The sequence below is a fragment of the Pseudomonas sp. TWI929 genome, assembly GCF_039673335.1.
Classification (GTDB): domain Bacteria; phylum Pseudomonadota; class Gammaproteobacteria; order Pseudomonadales; family Pseudomonadaceae; genus Aquipseudomonas.
This window is the reverse complement of record NZ_JBDJLK010000007.1, coordinates 69,661-89,709: the sequence shown is the minus strand read 5'-3', so window position 1 is coordinate 89,709 and position 20,049 is coordinate 69,661. Positions and strand designations below refer to the sequence as shown.

Sequence of the window (20,049 nt, the reverse complement as noted above, 5' to 3'; positions counted from 1 at the left end):
AAAGGGCCGTTGCAGGCAATAAAGAACTTACTGCCCGGTCGCAGTTTCCTGCACACCTTTGAACCACTTCTGCTCAAGCTCGGCAGTCCGGCCACGGTCTTGCAGCCGCTGCAACGCATTGTTCACTGCGCTCTCGAAAGCCGGGTTGTCCTTCTGGAACGGGATCACCAGCTTCTTTTCACCAAATGGCAGGCTCACATCGAGCGGGCCGTCGCCCTTGAGCGATTCGTTGGAGGGGGTAAGTGCGATGTCGTATTTGCCACTTTCGACACCGGGCAATACCTCGGCTGCGGGGACTTCGACGAACTCGGCGCGCAAGTCCAGCTCCCGGGCCAGGTCCTGGCCAAACTCGATGTCGAAACCGGTCAGGTGGTCGTCCTGCTTGAAGGCGTACGGCTGGTTGTCGGCTTGCACGGCAATACGCAGTTCGCCCCGGTCGGCAATTTCGTCTATCAGCTCGGCTTGAGCGAAAGGCGTGATCAGTACTGCCAGCAGTACCCCTATGGTCGAACGCATGAAAGCCCCTTTTCTCTTTGGCAGATGAATTACTTTCGCCACGGCTTTCTTCCTCGCCGTGGTCGAGCGCAGCCTATGACCTTGAAGGCCCGGCATTGTTTAACCCGGATTGAAATATTTATGTCAGGTGATGTTGAACACCTGGGCGCACATTTCAACTAAGGTGAACTACCGCCGCCGTTGGATTATAGGTGGCGGTCAATAAGTGAATCACAGGAGAAGTGAATGAACAGCCTATTTTCGCGTGCTGCCGTTGCCGGTCTGCTGATGGGAGCGTCGGTGTTTGCCAGTGCCGCTGATGCCCTGAAGAGCCAGGAGCCGCCCAAGGAGGCCAAGGTCTTCATCGTTTCCCCCGCCGATGGTGCCACGGTCGACAAGACCTTCACCGTCAAGTTCGGCATCGAAGGCATGGAACTCAAGCCTGCGGGTGACCAGACCCCGCACACCGGGCACCACCATCTGCTGGTGGATGTAGACAAAGAGCCAGTGGCCGATATGGCACTGCCAAGCAGCCTGATGCCAGAGGCCGGTACCGCACTGCCGGCGGGCCCGCAGGTGCTGCACTTCGGCAAGGCGCAGACCGAAACCAGCATTACACTGACCCCGGGCAAGCACACCCTGCAGTTGGTGCTGGGTGACCAGTATCACGTGCCGTTCAAGCCGAGCGTTGAGTCGAAGAAGATCACGGTTGAAGTGAAGTAAAAAAGCGGGGGCGCTTTGCGCCCCTTTCGCGACACAAGGCCTGCAAGGCAGGCCCGATGATCTGGCAGGAAAACAAAAAAGGGAGGCCACCAGGGCCTCCCTTTTTCATGCGGCAAGCAAACTTAGAACAGTACGCGGGAACGGATGGTGCCCTTGACCTGTTGCAGTTTTTCTTGCGCCAGGTCGGAGTACTCGGCGTCAACGTCGATCACCACGTAACCGACTTTCTCGTTGGTCTGCAGGAACTGACCGGAGATGTTGATGCCGTTCTCGGCGAAGACCTTGTTGATCTCGCTGAGCACGCCCGGGATGTTTTCGTGGATGTGCAGCAGGCGGTGCTTGCCTGGGTGCGCCGGCAGGGCCACTTCCGGGAAGTTGACCGAAGATACCGAGGTACCGTTATCGCTGTACTTGACCAGCTTCTCGGCCACTTCCAGGCCGATGTTGGCCTGGGCTTCGGCGGTGGAACCACCGATGTGCGGGGTCAGGATCACGTTGTCCAGGCCGCGCAGCGGGCTTTCGAACTCTTCGTCGTTGGAGCGCGGCTCGACCGGGAACACGTCGATGGCGGCGCCGATCAGGTGCTTGTCCTTGATGGCAGCAGCCAGGTGGTCCAGTTCGACCACGGTGCCACGGGCGGCGTTGATCAGGATCGAGCCCTTCTTCATCGCGCGGATTTCCTTCTCGCCGATCATCCACTGGGTGGACGGCAGCTCAGGCACGTGCAGCGAAACGATGTCGGCCAGGCCCAGCAGCTCGTTGAGGCTGGTGACCTGCACCGCGTTGCCCAGTGGCAGCTTGGTCAGCGGGTCGAAGAAATACACCTGCATGCCCAGGTTCTCGGCCAGGACCGACAGCTGGGTACCGATCGAGCCGTAGCCGACGATGCCCAGCTTCTTGCCGCGGATCTCGAACGAGTTGGCCGCGCTCTTGATCCAGCCACCACGGTGGCAGGAAGCGTTCTTCTCAGGGATGCCGCGCAGCAGCAGGATGGCTTCGGCCAGTACCAGCTCGGCTACCGAGCGGGTGTTGGAGTACGGCGCGTTGAATACGGCGATACCGCGCTCGCGGGCAGCTTCCAGGTCAACCTGGTTGGTGCCGATGCAGAAGCAGCCAACGGCGACCAGTTTCTTGGCGCAGTCGAAGATCTCTTCGGTGAGCTGGGTGCGCGAACGGATGCCGATGAAGTGGGCATCGGCGATCTTTTCCTTCAGCTCGGCTTCCGGCAACGAACCAGTGAGGTATTCGATGTTGGTGTAGCCGGCGGCCTTGAGGGTATCGACCGCGTTCTGGTGCACACCTTCAAGAAGAAGGAACCGGATCTTGCTCTTGTCGAGAGAAGTCTTGCTCATCTGCGTAAACCTGTATCCCGGAGAAAAAATGGCGAGGGGTGATGCTAGGCGCGGGGGCAGCCTTAGCATGAACAGCGGGAGGGCTATGCTAGCATACGCGACACAATCTGAGCTTATCCCGACAGGTGAAGAGTGCTCAGGGTGACTATGAATAAGTCGAGAGTTCCAGCGATGACCCACCCCGCTGCTATTGAAGAACTGATGACCCTTGTCGACCCTGGCAAGGTCCTGACCGACGCGGCTTCCCTCGAGGCCTATGGCAAGGACTGGACCAAGCATTACCCCCCCCGCGCCCAGCGCTATCGTGTTCCCCAAGACGGTAGAACAGGTGCAGGCCATTGTACGCTGGGCCAATGTGCACAAGGTGGCGCTGGTGCCGTCTGGCGGACGCACCGGGCTTTCCGCCGGTGCCGTAGCGGCCAACGGCGAGGTTGTGGTCGCCTTCGACTACATGAACCAGATTCTAGACTTCAATGCCTTCGACCGCACCGTGGTCTGCCAGCCTGGGGTAATCACCCGCCAGTTGCAAAGCTATGCCGAAGAGCAAGGCCTGTATTACCCGGTGGACTTCGCTTCCAGCGGCTCCAGCCAGATAGGCGGCAATATCGGCACCAATGCTGGTGGGATCAAGGTGATTCGCTACGGCATGACCCGTAACTGGGTGGCCGGGCTGAAAGTGGTTACCGGCAAGGGCGAACTGCTGGAGCTCAATAAAGACCTGATCAAGAACGCCACCGGCTACGACCTGCGCCAGTTGTTCATCGGCGCCGAAGGTACGCTGGGCTTCGTGGTCGAGGCCACCATGCGTCTGGACCGCGCTCCGCGCAACCTCACCGCCATGGTGCTGGGTACGCCGGACTTCGACTCGATCATGCCGGTGCTGCACGCCTTCCAGGGCAAGCTGGACCTGACCGCCTTCGAGTTCTTCTCCGACAAGGGCCTGGCCAAGATCCTGGCGCGCGGCGATGTGCCGGCACCGTTCGAAACCGACTGCCCGTTCTATGCATTGCTGGAGTTCGAGGCCAGTACTGAAGAGGTGGCCAACGAAGCCTTGGCCACCTTCGAGCACTGCGTCGAGCAGGGCTGGGTGCTGGACGGGGTGATGAGCCAGAGCGAAACCCAGCTGAAAAACCTGTGGAAGCTGCGCGAGTACCTGTCGGAAACCATCTCGCACTGGACCCCGTACAAGAACGACGTTTCCGTTACGGTCTCGAAAGTGCCGGCGTTCCTGCGCGATATCGATGCCATCGTCGCTGAGCATTACCCGGATTATGAAGTGGTGTGGTACGGCCATATCGGCGACGGCAACCTGCACCTGAACATCCTCAAGCCCGAGCACATGAGCAAGGACGAGTTCTTCGCCTCGTGCACCAAGGTCAACAAGTGGGTGTTCGAGATCGTCAAGCGCTACAACGGCTCGATCTCTGCCGAACATGGCGTGGGCATGACCAAGCGCGACTACCTGGGCTACAGCCGCTCGCCGGAAGAAATCGCTTGCATGAAGGCAATCAAGGCCGTGTTCGACCCTAACGGCATCATGAATCCGGGTAAGATCTTTTCTCCTGAATAAAAAGCAGTATCCAGAGGAGTCGGCCATGAGTTACCAGCACCAGTACGTAGACGGCACGCGCATTCACTTCCCGCTGGGCAAGGTGGTGTGCATTGGCCGTAACTATGCCGAGCATGCCAAGGAACTGGACAACCCTATACCCACCGAGCCGCTGCTGTTCATCAAACCGGGCAGCTGCGTGGTGCCGGCCGAAGGTGGCTTCAAGATCCCGGCCGAGCGTGGCTCGGTGCACTATGAGGCGGAAATTGCCGTGTTGCTGGGCAAGCCGCTGTCGACCCATCCGACCGAGGAAGAGGTGCTGGACGCCATTTCCGGTTATGCCCCGGCGCTGGACCTGACCTTGCGCGATGTGCAAGCCAAGCTGAAAGAGAAAGGCCTGCCGTGGGAGCTGGCCAAGTGCTTTGACGGCGCCTGCGTACTGCCGCCATTCGTGTCGGCCGGCAGCTTCGAGGATGTAACCGACATCCCGGTGCGCCTGACCGTCAACGGCGAAGTACGCCAGGATGGCAACAGCGCGATGATGCTCAACCCGATCGTGCCGATGATCCAGCACATGGCGGCGCATTTCTCGCTGCAGCCGGGGGATGTGATCCTCACGGGTACCCCGGCAGGTGTGGGGCCGTTCAATGTCGGTGACGAACTGGTGCTGGAACTGCCGGGTGTGAGCCGCTTCGAAAGCCGGGTGCTCTGAGCTGAACCCGCGTCGCCTTCTTCGCGGGTGAACCCGTTCCCACAGGTTTTGCGTCATCCTCAAGGGCGACGCTGTACCTGTGGGAGCGGGTTTACCCGCGAAGAGGCCGGGCCTGTTTACCGATTTTTCACACCCAATCCGGATAATGCGCGGACCTACGCCCATTTCCCCAGGACCCACGCATGCCATCACCCTCCAGCGCCCCGGTAACCCCCAAGCGTCGTTTCTACCTGCGCTGGCCCTTCGGCCTGGCCGTGGCCGCGGTGATCGGCTATGGCGTGGCCGTGGCCATGCACTGGGATGACCGCGGCGCGCTATGGGTCAAGGAAAGCTTCGAAAGCACCGCCGAACGCAGCGAAAGCGTGTGGCTGCCGGACTACCAGGTCGACATCGATGCCAAGCCGCTGCCGGGCATGGACGATGACGAAGCCTCGGACGTGAGCTTCAACCCGCGTACCCGTACCCTGTTCGCGATCATGGGCAAGAACCCGACCCTGGTAGAGCTGAGCCTGGATGGCGACGTGCTGCGCAAGATCCCGCTCAACGGCTGGAGCAACCCGGAAGGCGTCGCCGTGCTGGAAGACGACTACCTGGCGATCACTGACGAGCGCCTGCACGACCTGACCGTGGTCAAGGTGGATGCGCAGACCACAGTATTGAACCATGATGACTTCCAGAGCCACGACCTGGGCCCGTCGGTGAAGAGCAACAAAGGCTTCGAGGGCTTGGCCTGGGACCCGCTGCGCCAGCGCCTGGTCATCGGCGAGGAGCGCCCGCCCAAGCTGTACACCTGGAACACCGATGGGCGCAGCCCGCTCAAGGGCGAAAAACAGCCATTGCCCAGCGATGAGCTGGACCTGCGCAACCTCTCGGCACTGGGCGTAGACCCGCGCACCGGCCACCTGCTGGCGCTGTCGGCCGACTCCAACATGCTGCTGGAGCTGGACGAGCAAGGCCAACAGGTCAGCTTCATGACCCTGCTCGGCGGTTTCAACGGCCTGCAGGACACCATTCCGCGTGCCGAAGGGGTGGCCATGGACGACAAGGGCAACCTGTACATGGTCAGTGAACCGGCGCTGTTCTATCGCTTCAAGAAGAACTGACAGCATTATCAGACTTGCCTGACGCTGGCGTTAAGCTTTGCTTCAGCCGTTAATGGTTAGATTCGCCATCCCTGTGTCGAGTCTGCCTTCATGCGCCGTATTGTTCGCCTGTTCCTTGTCATGGCCGTTGCCGGCCTGTTCCTGCTTGGCTGGGCCGGGCAGGAGTTCCGCCTGTTCGAACGTGGCTGGTTCAACCTCAAGAGCTGGTGGCAGCCCGCCGAGCAGAGCATGGGCCTGGACCGCTACCGGGTGGTGGTGGAGGCGCAGCCGGTCGAAGGGCTGGATGATGACCTTTCGGCGCTGACCTACGACCCCGACCGCAAAACCCTGTTCACCGTCACCAATGCCCGCTCGGAGCTGATTGAGCTGTCGCTGGACGGGCGCATCCTGCGCCGGGTGCCGCTGACCGGCTTCGGCGACCCGGAGGCGGTGGAGTACGTCGGGCCCAACAGCTATGTGATCACCGACGAACGTCAGCAGCGGCTGATCCGCGTGCGCCTGGACGACGACACGTTGTTCCTCGATGCCGGTGATGCCGAGCAGCTCAGCCTGGGCATTGGCCTGAACGGCAACAAGGGCTTCGAGGGGCTGGCCTACGATTCGGCGGGCAAGCGCCTGTTCGTGGCCAAGGAGCGTGACCCGATGCTGATCTACGAGGTGCACGGTTTCCCGCATGACAACCCGGAAAAGCCCTACGCCGTGCATGTGGTGCAGGACCGCAAGCGCGATTCACGGCTGTTTGTGCGGGACCTGTCGAGTTTGCAGTTCGATGAGCGCAGCGGGCATTTGCTGGCGCTGTCGGACGAGTCGCGGCTGGTGCTGGAGCTGGATGTCGAGGGCCGGCCGCTGAGTACCTTGTCGTTGCGCAAGGGTTTCCAGGGGTTGCAGGCGACGGTGCCGCAGGCGGAGGGGATAGCGATGGACGAGGCGGGGACCATTTACCTGGTCAGTGAGCCGAACCTGTTCTATGTGTTCAAGCAGCCTGCTGATTGAACAATTGGGGCTGCTTTGCAGCCCATCGCGACACAAGGCCGCTCCTACAGGAGATCGCATACCCCTGTAGGAGCGGCCTTGTGTCGCGAAACGAGGGCAAAGCCCTCGCCGAAGGTTACTCGGCCTTCAGGCTCTTCACACCTTCAGCGGTACCCAGAAGCAGCAAATCCGCCGGCCGTGCGGCGAACAGGCCGTTGGTCACCACGCCAACGATGGCGTTGATCTGCGCTTCCAGCTCCACCGGGTTGGTGATCTGCAGGTTGTGCACGTCGAGGATCACGTTGCCGTTGTCGGTCACCACGCCCTCGCGGTACACCGGGTCTCCGCCCAGCTTGACCAGCTGGCGCGCCACGTGGCTGCGGGCCATCGGGATCACCTCGACGGGCAGCGGGAAGGCGCCCAGCACCGGCACCAGCTTGCTGCCGTCGGCGATGCAGATGAAGGTCTTGGCCACGGCCGCGACGATCTTCTCGCGGGTCAGGGCTGCGCCGCCGCCCTTGATCAGGTTCAGGTGCGCGTCGCTCTCGTCGGCGCCGTCCACGTAGAACTCCAGCTCGCTGACGCTGTTCAGCTCGTAGACCGGGATGCCATGGCCCTTCAGACGCTGGGCGGTGGCTTCGGAGCTGGCGACGGCGCCGTCGAAGGCGGTCTTGTGCTGAGCCAGGGCGTCGATGAAGAAGTTGGCGGTCGAACCGGTACCGACGCCGACAACGCTCTTTTCATCCAGCTTGGGCAGAATGAAGTCGACAGCGGCCTGGGCGACGGCCTGTTTGAGTTGGTCCTGGGTCATGCGGGCTCCGAGAGGGGCAGGGCGGTTTTGAAAAGAGCCTAGTATAACGGCTCGCACGGCTTTGCTGTGGTCGCCCGACGTAGCGCTGGGGTAGACTTCCAGCCCTTGTCCCGCGGCCCAGTGATGCTTTCCAGATGCTCGAACAGTACGTCAAGAAGATCCTCACCTCGCGCGTCTATGACGTTGCCGTCGAAACCCCGCTGCAGAGCGCCGGGCAGCTGAGCAAGCGCCTGGGCAACCAGATTCTGCTCAAGCGGGAAGACCTGCAGCCGGTGTTCTCGTTCAAGATCCGCGGGGCCTATAACAAACTGGCGCAGCTGACCCCGGAAGAACTGGCCCGTGGCGTGGTTACCGCCTCGGCCGGCAACCACGCCCAGGGCCTGGCCCTGGCCGCGCGCGAAATGGGCATCAAGGCCACCATCGTGATGCCCAAGACCACCCCGGAAATCAAGGTCGAAGGCGTGCGTTCGCGCGGTGGCAAGGTGGTGCTGCATGGCGACTCGTTCCCCGAGGCGCTGGCCTATTCGCTGAAACTGGTCGATGAAAAGGGCTTCGTCTACGTCCACCCCTATGACGACCCGCACACCATCGCCGGGCAGGGCACCGTGGCCATGGAAATCCTGCGCCAGCACCCTGGCCAACTGGACGCGATCTTCGTGCCGGTGGGCGGTGGCGGCCTGATTGCCGGCATTGCCGCCTACGTGAAGTACCTGCGCCCGGAAATCAAGGTCATCGGCGTCGAGCCGGACGACTCCAACTGCCTGCAAGCGGCTATGGCCGCTGGTGAGCGCGTGGTGCTGCCGCAGGTAGGGCTGTTCGCCGACGGCGTGGCGGTGGCGCAGATCGGCCAGCACACCTTCGATATCTGCCGCCACCATGTGGATGAGGTGGTGACCGTCAGCACCGACGAAATCTGTGCGGCGATCAAGGATATCTACGACGATACCCGCTCGATCACCGAACCTGCTGGCGCCTTGGGTGTGGCGGGCATCAAGAAGTACGTTGAGTTGTACGGTGTGACCGGCCAGACCCTGGTGGCCATCGATTCCGGCGCCAACGTCAACTTCGACCGCCTGCGCCATGTGGCCGAGCGTGCCGAGTTGGGTGAAAAGCGCGAAGCGATCATCGCCGTGACCATCCCCGAGCGCCCAGGCAGCTTCAAGGCCTTCTGCGAGGCCATTGGCAAGCGCCAGATCACTGAATTCAACTACCGCAAGCACACCTCCGACGAGGCGCATATCTTCGTCGGCGTGCAGACCCACCCGGAAAACGACCCGCGGGCGGCGCTGGTACAGCATCTGACCGAGCAGGGCTTCCCGGTTACCGACCTGACCGACAACGAGCTGGCCAAGCTGCACATTCGCCATATGGTCGGCGGCCATTCGGCCGGTGCCAGCGACGAAATGGTGCTGCGCTTCGAATTCCCCGAGCGGCCGGGGGCCTTGTTCAACTTCCTCAACAAGCTGGGTGGGCGCTGGAACATCTCGATGTTCCATTACCGTAACCATGGTGCTGCGGACGGGCGTGTGGTGGCCGGGTTGCAGGTGCCTGAGGACGAGCGCCATCTGGTGCCGGCGGCGCTGGCCAAGATCGGTTACCCGTATTGGGACGAGACCGAGAACCCGGCTTACAAGCTGTTCCTGGGCTGAGCGGCTAAGCTGGGCTGATGGCCTATTCGCGGGCAAGCCCGCGAAGAAGCCTGCACAAAATGGCTTGCTCAAGGACACAGTGACATGGAACACCTGACCACCCTGAAAACCCTGCACATCATCGCTACTGCCTTGCTGCTGCTGGGCGCCCTGGGCCTGGCGATCTGGACGGTGCGCGCCCGCCGCCAGGGCGATGCCCAGGCCTATGCCAAGCTGCTGCGCCGGCCGCTGGTGTTCGTCTGGCTGGTGATGGGCCTGTGCCTGGTGAGCATGCCGTTCACCGGCTGGTGGCTGGTGCACCTGGTGGGCTGGCCTTTGGGGCAGACCTGGGTGCTGGCCTCCAGCGTCATCTATACGTTCGGCGCGTTTGCCGTGTGGTGGCTGCTGGTAAGGCTGAACCGGCTGCGCAAGGCTGAGGTGGTGGGGTTGCGCTTTACCCTGGCGCTGGCGGTGTTCAGCGGGGTTTGCTTCCTGTCGATTGCCGGGTTGATGGGGGCAAAGCCAGTCTGACAGTCCGAGTTGCCTGTGCCGCCCCTTTCGCGGGTAAACCCGCTCCCACAGGTACTGCAAAGGGTTTGATACCTGTGGTGATCCCTATGGGAGCGGGTTTACCCGCGAAGAGGCCGGCACAGCAAAACCTCAAGCCCTCAGCGAAACCACCGGCCACCCACACTTCTCGGCCTCGGCCCGCAGCTTCGGGTCGGGGTCCACCGCTACCGCATGCGCCACCCGCTGCAGCAACGGCACATCATTCATCGAGTCGCTATAGAAGTAGCTGTCCTCAAGATCAAAACTGTTCTCCAGCATCCACCGCTCAAGCCGCGTCACCTTGCCTTCACGGAAACACGGTATATCGGTACTACGCCCGGTATAGCGGCCATCGCGCATCTCGCATTCGGTTGCCAGCAGCACGCGAACCCCAAGTCGCCGGGCAATCGGCGCAGTGACGAAGCGGTTGGTGGCGGTAATGATCACCAGCTGGTCGCCGGCCTCGCGGTGCTGCTGCAGCAAGGCCAGGGCCTTGGGCAGGATGATCGGCTCGATGCAGTCGCGCATGAAGTCGCGGTGCCATTGGTCGAGCTGGGCCATGGGCGTTGCCGCGAGGATTTCCATGGAAAAGGCCAGGTAGGCCTGCAGGTCCAGGGTGCCGTTGAGGTAGTCCTGATAGAAACCATCGTTGCGTTGCTTGTAGGCGACCGGGTCGAGAATGCCACGCTGGCAAAGGTAGTCGCCCCAGGCATGGTCGCTGTCGCCACCGAGGAGGGTATTGTCCAGGTCGAATAAAGCCAGGCGCATTGCGGTCACTCGCATCAGCCACAAGGTAGGCCCGCAGAATACGGAGTTTTCACGCTGCTGCACATAAGCTTGGCGGGCGCGTTGCTGCGCTCGCAAGCTTTGTGGAACAATGCGGTGACATGCGTTTGCGAGGTTGCTGCCGTGATCGACCCGGATGGTTTTCGCCCCAATGTCGGGATCATTCTCACGAATGATGCCGGGCAGGTGCTATGGGCTCGACGGATCAACCAGGATGCCTGGCAATTCCCCCAGGGTGGTATCAACCCTGACGAGACGCCGGAAGACGCCCTGTACCGCGAGCTGAACGAAGAAGTTGGCCTTGAACGCGATGATGTGGAAATTCTTGCCTGCACCCGTGGCTGGTTGCGTTATCGTTTACCCCAGCGTCTGGTCCGTACCCACAGCCAGCCGCTGTGCATCGGCCAGAAGCAGAAGTGGTTCCTGCTGCGCCTGGTAAGCAACGAACAACGGGTGCGGATGGACCTGACCGGCAAGCCGGAATTCGACGGCTGGCGCTGGGTGAGCTATTGGTACCCGCTGGGCCAGGTTGTGACATTCAAGCGCGAGGTCTACCGACGCGCCCTGAAAGAGCTAGCACCGCGTCTGCTGACGCGCGACTGACGACGGAGTTCGACCCCGAGCCATGCTCAATACGCTGCGCAAGATCGTCCAGGAAGTAAACTCCGCCAAAGATCTCAAGTCGGCGTTGGGGATCATTGTCTTGCGCGTCAAGGAGGCCATGGGCAGCCAGGTCTGCTCGGTCTACCTGCTCGACCCGGAAACCAACCGCTTCGTACTGATGGCCACCGAGGGCCTGAACAAGCGCTCCATCGGCAAGGTCAGCATGGCCCCCAATGAAGGCCTGGTCGGCCTGGTGGGTACCCGCGAAGAGCCGCTGAACCTGGAAAACGCCGCCGACCACCCGCGTTACCGTTACTTTGCCGAAACCGGCGAAGAAAAATTCGCCTCCTTCCTGGGTGCGCCGATCATCCACCACCGCCGTGTGGTCGGGGTATTGGTCATCCAGCAAAAGGAGCGCCGCCAGTTCGACGAGGGCGAGGAAGCCTTCCTGGTCACCATGAGCGCCCAGCTCGCCGGGGTTATCGCCCACGCCGAAGCCACCGGCTCGATCCGTGGCCTGGGCCGCCAGGGCAAGGGCATCCAGGAAGCGCGCTTTGTCGGTGTGCCGGGCTCGCCAGGCGCCGCCGTGGGGCGTGCGGTGGTGATGCTGCCGCCGGCCGATCTGGAAGTGGTGCCTGACAAGGCCGTGGATGACATCGACGCCGAACTGAAACTGTTCCAGAACGCCCTTGAAGGCGTGCGCGACGACATGCGCAAGCTGTCGGCCAAGCTGGCCACCCAGCTGCGCCCGGAAGAGCGCGCGCTGTTCGACGTGTACCTGATGATGCTTGAAGACGCGGCCCTGGGTGGTGAGGTGACTGAGGTCATCAAGACCGGCCAGTGGGCCCAGGGCGCCCTGCGCCAGGTGGTGGGCGAGCACGTCAACCGCTTCGAGCTGATGGACGATGACTACCTGCGTGAGCGTGCTTCCGACGTCAAGGACCTGGGGCGGCGCCTGCTGGCTTACCTGCAGGAAGCCCGCTCGCAGTCGCTGGTGTATGCCGACAACACCATCCTGGTCAGTGAAGAACTGACCCCGGCCATGCTCGGCGAAGTGCCGGAAGGCAAGTTGGTCGGCCTGGTCTCGGTACTGGGCTCGGGCAACTCCCACGTCGCCATCCTCGCTCGCGCCATGGGTATCCCCACGGTCATGGGCCTGGTCGACTTGCCCTATTCCAAGGTCGACGGCATCGAGCTGATCGTCGACGGCTACAAAGGCGAGGTGTTCACCAACCCCAGCGAAGTGCTGCGCAAGCAGTACAGTGACGTGGTCGAGGAAGAACGCCAGCTGGCACAGGGCCTGGATGCCCTGCGCGAATTGCCATGTGTCACCCCCGACGGCCACCGCATGCCGCTGTGGGTCAACACCGGCCTGCTCGCCGACGTGGCCCGCGCCCAGCAGCGCGGCGCCGAAGGGGTGGGCCTGTACCGCACCGAAGTGCCGTTCATGATCAACCAGCGCTTCCCCAGCGAGAAAGAGCAGCTGGCCATCTACCGTGAGCAGCTGGCGGCCTTCCACCCTTTGCCGGTGACCATGCGCACCCTCGACATCGGTGGCGACAAGGCGCTGTCGTACTTCCCGATCAAGGAAGAAAACCCGTTCCTCGGCTGGCGCGGTATCCGCGTCACCCTCGACCACCCGGAAATCTTCCTGGTGCAGACCCGCGCCATGCTCAAGGCCAGCGAAGGCCTGAACAACCTGCGCATTCTGCTGCCGATGATTTCCGGCATCCATGAGCTGGAAGAGGCGCTGCACCTGATCCACCGCGCCTGGGGCGAAGTGCGTGACGAAGGCACCGACGTGCCGATGCCGCCAGTGGGGGTGATGGTGGAAATCCCGGCTGCGGTGTACCAGACCAAGGAGCTGGCGCGGCAGGTGGACTTCCTGTCGGTCGGTTCCAACGACCTGACCCAGTACCTGCTGGCGGTGGACCGCAACAACCCGCGGGTCGCCGACCTATACGACTACCTGCACCCGGCGGTGCTGCAGGCCCTGAACACCGTGGTGCGCGACGCCCATGGCGAAGGCAAGCCGGTGAGCATCTGCGGCGAGATGGCCGGTGACCCGGCGGCAGCGATCCTGCTGATGGCGATGGGCTTCGACAGCCTGTCGATGAACGCCACCAACTTGCCGAAGGTGAAGTGGATGCTACGCCAGGTGAACATGAGCAAGGCCAAGGAGCTGCTGGCCGAGGCCTTGAGCCATGACAACCCGCAGGTTATCCACAGCTCGCTGCAGCTGGCCCTGAAAAACCTTGGGCTGGCGCGGATGATTGGGCCTGGGGCCAACAAAACCCTCTGAATGTGAGGTTGCCTGTTCCGGCCTCTTCGCGGGTTCACCCGCGAAGAGGCCCTCACAAGCAACATCAAATCCTCAGGCCAGCAACTCAATTTCTCCCAGATGCCCACCAAAGGGCCCAAAACTGCGCTCAACCAGCCGCCTTCTGCCCTGATCATCCACAATCAGCACGGTACTGGCCCGGGTCCCGTAATTCTGGCTGGCAATAAACACACTCGACAGCAGCTTCTCGGTCGCCACCCCCACGCCTGTCTCCGGCAGATCACCATCAGCCGCAGGCTCGGCATCAGCCAGCAACGCCAGCAACCGCTGCGGCTCCGGCGTTTCCAGCAACCTCTGCAACCCGCTACGCGCCTTCACCAGCTTCGGCCACGGCGTGTCCAGCCCGGCATTGGAAAGCCCGTACACCCCGGCCTCCAGCAGGCGCGGCGTGGCGTCACGGGCATGCAGGTAGCCCAGCTGCCGGTCATCACCCACCAGCAGGTTGAACCCCGAATACTGGCCACTGCGGCTGGCCACCTGGTCCAGGTAAGCCTCAACCCCCAGCTCACCCTGCAGATACGCCGCCACTAGCTCGCCCCGCGAGCGCGGGCCCAGCGCCTGCCCCGGGTCACGGATATTGGTCAGCGCCGCAAAGCGCCCCTGCGGGCCCACGCCCAGCCAGGTACCGCCGGCCTCCAGGTCACGCCCGGCGTGCACCCCGGGCGCATCCTCCCAGGCCGCCAGGGCCTGGGTGGGGCGGGCATAGAACTCGTCGCGGTTGGCCGCCACGATCAGCGGCAGGGTGTGCCCCGGCCGCCAGGCGAATACGATCAGGCACATCGGTTGGGCCTCTATGTTTTTTGCCACTGTACCCACAGCGGCGGGGCTGATCCATCCTGTCACGAAGTTCACTAGAGCCCCGAGCCCGGCTTCCGTTACCATGCCGGATTGATTTTTTGGGGAAGCCGAATGGAATTCGTGCTCTATCTGCTGTTGGGCGCCTGTGCCGGTGTGCTGGCCGGGCTGTTCGGCGTGGGCGGCGGCATCATCATCGTGCCGGTACTGGTGTTCAGCTTCACCCTGCAGGGCTTCGACGCCTCGGTGCTGACCCACCTGGCGGTCGGCACATCGTTGGCAACCATCGTCTTCACCTCGATCAACGCCGTGCTCGAGCACCACCGCAAAGGTGCGGTGCAGTGGCCGATCTTCGCCTGGATGACCCTGGGTATCCTCCTGGGTGCCGGTGTCGGCGCCAAGACCGCGTCGTTGATCCAGGGGCCGCTGCTGCAGAAGATTATCGGCGTGTTCGCCCTGGTTATCGCCGCCCAGATGGCTTTGGACTTCAAACCCAAGGCCAGCCGCGGCATCCCTGGCAAACCCGCATTGATCGGGGCCGGTAGCGTGATCGGCTGGGCCTCGGCCATTTTCGGCATCGGTGGCGGTTCGCTGACCGTGCCGTTCCTGACCTGGCGCAGCCTGCCCATGCAGCAGGCGGTGGCCACGTCCTCGGCCTGCGGGCTGCCGATTGCCGTGGCCAGTGCCCTGAGCTTCATGCTGCTGGGCTGGCACGAGGAGCACCTGCCGGCCCACAGCCTGGGTTACGTGTACCTGCCGGCGCTGGTCGGCATTGCCGTGACCAGCATGTTTTTCGCCCGCTTCGGCGCGCGCCTGGCGCATACGTTGTCGCCACGTTTGTTGAAACGCCTGTTCGCAGCCCTGCTGTTCTGTGTCGGCCTCAGCTTTTTGATTTGAATCGAGAGGAAGTTCCATGCTGCCTTACCCGCAGATAGACCCCGTGGCCGTGGCCATCGGGCCGCTGAAAATCCATTGGTACGGCCTAATGTACCTGGTCGGCATCGGCGGCGCCTGGCTGCTGGCCTCGCGCCGGTTGAACCGCTTCGACCCTACCTGGACCCGCGAAAAGCTCTCCGACCTGGTGTTCTGGCTGTCGATGGGGGTGATCGTGGGTGGCCGCCTGGGCTACGTAATGTTCTACGACCTGCACGCCTACCTGGCCAACCCGACACTGATCTTCGAAGTGTGGAAGGGCGGCATGTCGTTCCACGGCGGCTTCATCGGCGTGATGCTGGCGGCGTTGTGGTTCGGCAAGCGCAACAACAAGTCGTTCTTCGAGCTGATGGACTTCGTTGCCCCGCTGGTGCCGATTGGCCTGGGTGCCGGGCGCATCGGCAACTTCATCAACGCCGAGCTGTGGGGCAAGGCCACCGACGTGCCATGGGCGATGGTCTTCCCACCGTTCAGCGACCCGGCGCAGCTGCCGCGTCACCCGTCGCAGCTGTACCAATTTGCCCTTGAAGGTGTGGCATTATTCCTCATCCTTTGGTTGTTCTCGCGCAAGCCGCGCCCGACCATGGCGGTTTCCGGCATGTTCGCGCTGTTCTACGGCATTTTCCGCTTCATTGTGGAATTCGTACGCGTGCCCGACGCCCAGCTCGGCTACATAGCCTTCGGCTGGCTGACAATGGGTCAGTTGCTGTGCGTGCCGATGATCGTTGGCGGCATCTTCCTGATCTGGTGGGCCTACAACCGTAAACCGACGGCCAAGGCCGCAGTCTGATTTCCACGGCAGGGGTGATCCCCCTGCCGTTCTTGTTACAGGTAAGCCATGAAACAGTATTTAGACCTGGTCCGTGACGTCATCGACAACGGCACGCTGCAGGAAAACCGCACCGGCATCCGCACCATCAGCCTGCCGGGCGCCATGCTGCGTTTCGACCTGCAGAAGGGCTTTCCGGCCATTACCACGCGCAAGCTGGCGTTCAAGTCGGCAATCGGCGAAATGGTCGGGTTCCTGCGTGGCGTGAAGAACGCCGCTGAATTCCGTGAGCTGGGCTGCAAGGTCTGGGACCAGAACGCCAACGAAAACGCCCAGTGGCTGGCCAACCCGTTCCGCCAGGGCCATGACGACCTGGGCGAGATCTATGGCGTGCAATGGCGCCAGTGGCCGGGTTACAAGCGCATCCCGCTGAGCAACCCGGCGGCCATCGAAATGGCCGAGCAGGCAGGCTTCCGCCGCATCGCCCAGGACGAAGAGGACGGCGTCGCGTTCGTCGTCCTGTACAAGGCCATCGACCAGGTGCGCCAGTGCCTGGACACCATCGCCAATGACCCGGGCAGCCGCCGCATCCTGTTCCACGGCTGGAACTGCGCACAGCTGGACGAAATGGCCCTGCCGCCGTGCCACCTGCTGTACCAGTTCCACCCGAATGTCGAGACCAGGGAAATTTCCCTGACCCTTTACATCCGCTCCAATGACCTGGGCCTGGGCACACCGTTCAACCTCACCGAGGGCGCGGCGCTGCTGTCGCTGTTCGGCCGCCTGACTGGCTACACCCCGCGCTGGTTCACCTACTTCATCGGCGATGCCCATGTGTATGAAAACCATCTGGACATGCTCAACGAGCAGCTCAAGCGCGAGCCGCTGGAAGCGCCGAAGCTGGTGATCAGCGACCGTGTGCCATCGTTTGCCGAGACCGGCAAGTACGAGCCGGAGTGGCTGGAGAAGATCGAGCCTAGTGATTTCTGGCTGGAAGGGTATGAGCACCATGCGCCGATGACGGCGCCGATGGCGGTGTGATTTTCTAGATTGCCGGGGCTGCTTTGCAGCCCATTCGCGACGCAAGGCCGCTCCCACAGGTGCGGTGTCAATTTCAGATCCTGTGCGGTCCCTGTGGGAGCGGCCTTGTGTCGCGATTGGGGCGCAAAGCGCCCCCAAATACTCAATGCCCGTGGCTTCGCCCCACATGCGAATGCTCGGTATCTGGCACCGATACCGCCCCGTTCGTCTCCAGTTGCTGCAAGATGGCGCACTCCGCCCCCTGCGCATTGCAGCGCCGCCGCAGCTCCACCAGCTGTTCCTGCAACGCCACCAGCCCATCGATCCGCGCCTGCACATGCTCGATGTGTTCGTCGATCAGCGCATTGACGCTGCCGCATGAATCATCCGGGCTGTCACGCAGGCGTAGCAGGCTGCGGATTTCGTCCAGGGTCATGTCCAGGGTGCGGCAGTTGCGGATGAAGGTCAGCCGCTCGACGTGGGCTTGGGTGTACAGCCGGTAGTTGCCGTCGCTACGCGCCGGTTCCGGCAGCAGCTGCTCACGCTCGTAGTAGCGGATGGTTTCCACCGCGCAGTCGGTGGCTTTGGCCAGTTCTCCGATCTTCATCACGAAATCTCCAGCAAGTGGCTTGACCCTATAGTGGCTACAGGGTGTTCACTTGGCAACAGGCTCAATTTAAGGATGACCCCATGAACCAGCCTGTCAGCCACGAACACAAGCACGCCCACCACGCCCACAGTTGCTGTGGCGCTGCCACTGGGCCAGCCAAAGTGCAGTTGAGCGAGAACACCAGCAGCCATGCCCAGTTCAGCCGTTTCCGTATCGAGGCGATGGATTGCCCCACTGAGCAGACGCTGATCCAGGACAAACTGGGCAAGCTGGCCGGTATCGAGCAGCTGGAATTCAACCTGATCAACCGCGTGCTCGGCGTACGCCACACCTTGGTTGGAACCGCCGACATCGAGCGGGCCATCGACAGCCTGGGCATGAAGGCCGAGCCGATTGGTGCCGAGGACGACGGCAGTGCCAGCACGCCACAACCGGCCAAGGCCCGTTGGTGGCCGCTGGCATTGTCGGGTATTGCCGCGATCGCCGCCGAAATCGTGCACTTCGGCGCACTGGCCCCGGAATGGCTGGTAGCGGTACTGGCACTGGCAGCGATCCTCGGCTGTGGCCTGGGCACCTACAAGAAGGGCTGGATCGCCCTGAAAAACCGCAACCTCAACATCAACGCGCTGATGAGCATTGCCGTGACCGGTGCGGTGCTGATCGGCCAATGGCCGGAAGCGGCCATGGTCATGGTGCTGTTCACCGTCGCCGAGCTGATCGAGGCCCGTTCGCTGGACCGTGCGCGCAATGCCATCAGCGGGCTGATGCAACTGACACCGGACATGGCCACGGTACAGCAGGCTGACGGCCAGTGGCGCGAGGTGGAGGTGCGTGAGGTGGCCATCGGCGCATTGGTGCGGGTACGCCCCGGCGAACGCATCGGGCTGGACGGTGAAGTGACCAGTGGGCAATCCAGCGTCGATCAGGCGCCGATCACCGGCGAAAGCCTGCCTGTGGAGAAGGCAGTGGGCGACAAGTTGTTCGCCGGCACCATCAACCAGGCGGGGGCGCTGGAGTTCCGTGTCACTGCCGCCGCCGGGCACTCGACCCTGGCGCGGATCATCAAGGCTGTCGAGGAAGCGCAAGGCGCACGTGCGCCTACCCAGCGCTTCGTCGATCGCTTCTCGCGGATCTACACCCCGGTGGTATTTGCCATCGCCCTGGCCGTGGCGGTGATACCGCCGCTGTTCATGGCCGGCGCCTGGTTCGACTGGGTCTACCGTGCCTTGGTGCTGCTGGTGGTGGCTTGCCCATGCGCCCTGGTGATCTCTACCCCGGTAACCATCGTCAGCGGCCTGGCTGCTGCCGCGCGCAAAGGCATCCTGATCAAGGGTGGCGTGTACCTGGAAGGTGGCCGCCACCTGGACTTCCTGGCCTTGGACAAGACCGGCACCATTACCCACGGCAAGCCGGTGCAGACCGATGCCAGGGTGCTGGAGCCGCTGTTCGAAGGCCGCGCGCAAGCCCTGGCCGCCAGCCTGGGCGAGCGTTCGGACCACCCGGTTTCCCACGCCATTGCCCAGTTCGGCAAGGAGCAAGGCCTGACCTTGAGCGAGGTCGAAGATTTCGCCGCCCTGGCTGGCCGCGGTGTACGCGGTACCATCGCTGGCGAGGTCTACCACCTGGGCAACCACCGCCTGGTCGAGGAGCTGGGGTTGTGCTCGCCGGAGCTGGAGGCCCAGCTGGATGCGCTGGAGCGCCAAGGCAAGACCGTGGTGCTGTTGCTCGACCGCTCTGGCCCGCTGGCCCTGTTCGCCGTGGCCGACACGGTCAAGGACAGCAGCCGCCAGGCCATTGCCGAGTTGCATGAGCTGGGCATCAAGACTGTCATGCTGACCGGTGACAATCCGCATACCGCCCAGGCAATCGCTGCTGTGGTGGGTATCGACCGCGCTGAAGGCAACCTGTTGCCTGCCGACAAGCTCAACAGCATCGAAACCCTGTACGCCCAGGGCCATCGGGTAGGCATGGTGGGTGACGGCATCAACGACGCCCCGGCGCTGGCCCGCGCCGAGATCGGCTTTGCCATGGCCGCGGCGGGTACCGACACTGCCATCGAGACCGCCGATGTGGCGCTGATGGACGACGACTTGCGGAAAATCCCGGCCTTCGTCAGGCTGTCGCGCCAAAGTGCGGCGATCCTCATGCAGAACATCGTTCTGGCGTTGGGTATCAAGGCGATATTCCTGGCAATCACCTTTGCCGGCATGGCCACCATGTGGATGGCGGTGTTCGCCGACATGGGCGTGAGCCTGCTGGTAGTGTTCAACGGGTTGCGCCTGCTGCGCAAATAGAGGA

General features: G+C 62.8%; 18 protein-coding genes and 1 pseudogene. 13 read left to right on the top strand and 6 right to left on the bottom strand.

Annotation, left to right across the window (positions count from 1 at the left end):
* Positions 1-27 precede the first annotated feature (27 nt).
* A complete protein-coding gene (locus ABE456_RS05755; RefSeq protein WP_346643091.1) occupies positions 28-516 on the bottom strand; it encodes a transporter substrate-binding domain-containing protein in 489 nt (162 codons plus the stop codon).
* A gap of 225 nt (positions 517-741) precedes the next feature.
* On the opposite strand from ABE456_RS05755, the gene ABE456_RS05750 reads away from it, so the two are divergent.
* A complete protein-coding gene (locus tag ABE456_RS05750) occupies positions 742-1,218 on the top strand; it encodes a DUF4399 domain-containing protein (RefSeq protein WP_346643090.1) in 477 nt (158 codons plus the stop codon).
* Between the two features lie 122 nt (positions 1,219-1,340).
* Here the strand turns inward: ABE456_RS05750 and serA are convergent, their stop codons facing one another.
* The gene (gene serA / locus ABE456_RS05745) at positions 1,341-2,570 is read right to left on the bottom strand and encodes a phosphoglycerate dehydrogenase (protein WP_145191129.1); all 1,230 of its coding nucleotides are present in this window, start codon (positions 2,568-2,570) and stop codon (positions 1,341-1,343) included.
* A gap of 171 nt (positions 2,571-2,741) precedes the next feature.
* On the opposite strand from serA, the pseudogene ABE456_RS05740 reads away from it, so the two are divergent.
* The 4 genes and pseudogenes from ABE456_RS05740 (at position 2,742) to ABE456_RS05725 (ending at position 6,927) form a co-directional block, all read left to right on the top strand.
* Positions 2,742-4,140: pseudogene (locus tag ABE456_RS05740) on the top strand (FAD-binding oxidoreductase).
* Between the two features lie 25 nt (positions 4,141-4,165).
* Complete coding sequence (locus ABE456_RS05735) at positions 4,166-4,831, top strand: fumarylacetoacetate hydrolase family protein (RefSeq protein ID WP_346643089.1); 666 nt, start codon at positions 4,166-4,168, stop codon at positions 4,829-4,831.
* 182 nt (positions 4,832-5,013) lie between these two features.
* Positions 5,014-5,934: an SdiA-regulated domain-containing protein gene (locus tag ABE456_RS05730; RefSeq protein ID WP_346643088.1), complete on the top strand. Its 921-nt coding sequence runs from the start codon at positions 5,014-5,016 to the stop codon at positions 5,932-5,934.
* Between the two features lie 90 nt (positions 5,935-6,024).
* Positions 6,025-6,927: an SdiA-regulated domain-containing protein gene (locus ABE456_RS05725; RefSeq protein ID WP_346643087.1), complete on the top strand. Its 903-nt coding sequence runs from the start codon at positions 6,025-6,027 to the stop codon at positions 6,925-6,927.
* Positions 6,928-7,042: 115 nt separating this feature from the next.
* Here the strand turns inward: ABE456_RS05725 and rpiA are convergent, their stop codons facing one another.
* The gene (gene rpiA, locus ABE456_RS05720) at positions 7,043-7,717 is read right to left on the bottom strand and encodes a ribose-5-phosphate isomerase RpiA (protein WP_016502110.1); all 675 of its coding nucleotides are present in this window, start codon (positions 7,715-7,717) and stop codon (positions 7,043-7,045) included.
* A 134-nt stretch (positions 7,718-7,851) separates the two neighbouring features.
* Between rpiA and ilvA the strand changes: the two genes are divergently transcribed.
* Together ilvA and ABE456_RS05710 are read left to right on the top strand one after the other, a co-directional pair.
* The gene (gene ilvA / locus ABE456_RS05715) at positions 7,852-9,366 is read left to right on the top strand and encodes a threonine ammonia-lyase, biosynthetic (protein ID WP_346643086.1); all 1,515 of its coding nucleotides are present in this window, start codon (positions 7,852-7,854) and stop codon (positions 9,364-9,366) included.
* Between the two features lie 84 nt (positions 9,367-9,450).
* Entirely contained in the window at positions 9,451-9,876 is a 426-nt protein-coding gene (locus ABE456_RS05710) for a DUF2269 domain-containing protein (protein WP_346643085.1), read from the top strand.
* Positions 9,877-10,005: 129 nt separating this feature from the next.
* Here ABE456_RS05710 and ABE456_RS05705 read toward each other — a convergent pair whose 3' ends face one another.
* Positions 10,006-10,662 (bottom strand): HAD family hydrolase, encoded by a 657-nt coding sequence (locus ABE456_RS05705; protein ID WP_346643084.1) that lies wholly within the window; start codon positions 10,660-10,662, stop codon positions 10,006-10,008.
* Between the two features lie 141 nt (positions 10,663-10,803).
* On the opposite strand from ABE456_RS05705, the gene ABE456_RS05700 reads away from it, so the two are divergent.
* Both ABE456_RS05700 and ptsP read left to right on the top strand, forming a co-directional pair.
* The gene (locus ABE456_RS05700) at positions 10,804-11,283 is read left to right on the top strand and encodes an RNA pyrophosphohydrolase (protein WP_003249017.1); all 480 of its coding nucleotides are present in this window, start codon (positions 10,804-10,806) and stop codon (positions 11,281-11,283) included.
* Positions 11,284-11,305: 22 nt separating this feature from the next.
* Positions 11,306-13,585 (top strand): phosphoenolpyruvate--protein phosphotransferase, encoded by a 2,280-nt coding sequence (ptsP, locus tag ABE456_RS05695; RefSeq protein ID WP_346643083.1) that lies wholly within the window; start codon positions 11,306-11,308, stop codon positions 13,583-13,585.
* Between the two features lie 72 nt (positions 13,586-13,657).
* On the opposite strand, the gene ABE456_RS05690 is transcribed toward ptsP, so the two are convergent.
* Positions 13,658-14,404 (bottom strand): NRDE family protein, encoded by a 747-nt coding sequence (locus ABE456_RS05690; protein ID WP_346643082.1) that lies wholly within the window; start codon positions 14,402-14,404, stop codon positions 13,658-13,660.
* A 129-nt stretch (positions 14,405-14,533) separates the two neighbouring features.
* On the opposite strand from ABE456_RS05690, the gene ABE456_RS05685 reads away from it, so the two are divergent.
* The 3 genes from ABE456_RS05685 to ABE456_RS05675 are packed head-to-tail and all read left to right on the top strand — an operon-like array spanning position 14,534 to position 17,162.
* On the top strand, positions 14,534-15,316 hold the full coding sequence (locus tag ABE456_RS05685; RefSeq protein WP_346643081.1) for a sulfite exporter TauE/SafE family protein: 783 nt from the start codon (positions 14,534-14,536) through the stop codon (positions 15,314-15,316).
* A gap of 16 nt (positions 15,317-15,332) precedes the next feature.
* Positions 15,333-16,142, top strand: coding sequence for a prolipoprotein diacylglyceryl transferase (lgt, locus tag ABE456_RS05680; protein ID WP_346643080.1), 810 nt, complete (start codon positions 15,333-15,335; stop codon positions 16,140-16,142).
* A gap of 48 nt (positions 16,143-16,190) precedes the next feature.
* Positions 16,191-17,162 (top strand): thymidylate synthase, encoded by a 972-nt coding sequence (locus ABE456_RS05675; protein ID WP_346643079.1) that lies wholly within the window; start codon positions 16,191-16,193, stop codon positions 17,160-17,162.
* 142 nt (positions 17,163-17,304) lie between these two features.
* On the opposite strand, the gene cadR is transcribed toward ABE456_RS05675, so the two are convergent.
* Positions 17,305-17,748 (bottom strand): cadmium resistance transcriptional regulator CadR, encoded by a 444-nt coding sequence (gene cadR / locus ABE456_RS05670; protein ID WP_016712550.1) that lies wholly within the window; start codon positions 17,746-17,748, stop codon positions 17,305-17,307.
* Positions 17,749-17,831: 83 nt separating this feature from the next.
* Here cadR and ABE456_RS05665 point away from each other — a divergent pair, with 83 nt between their 5' ends.
* A complete protein-coding gene (locus ABE456_RS05665; protein ID WP_346643078.1) occupies positions 17,832-20,045 on the top strand; it encodes a heavy metal translocating P-type ATPase in 2,214 nt (737 codons plus the stop codon).
* Positions 20,046-20,049: the final 4 nt, after the last annotated feature.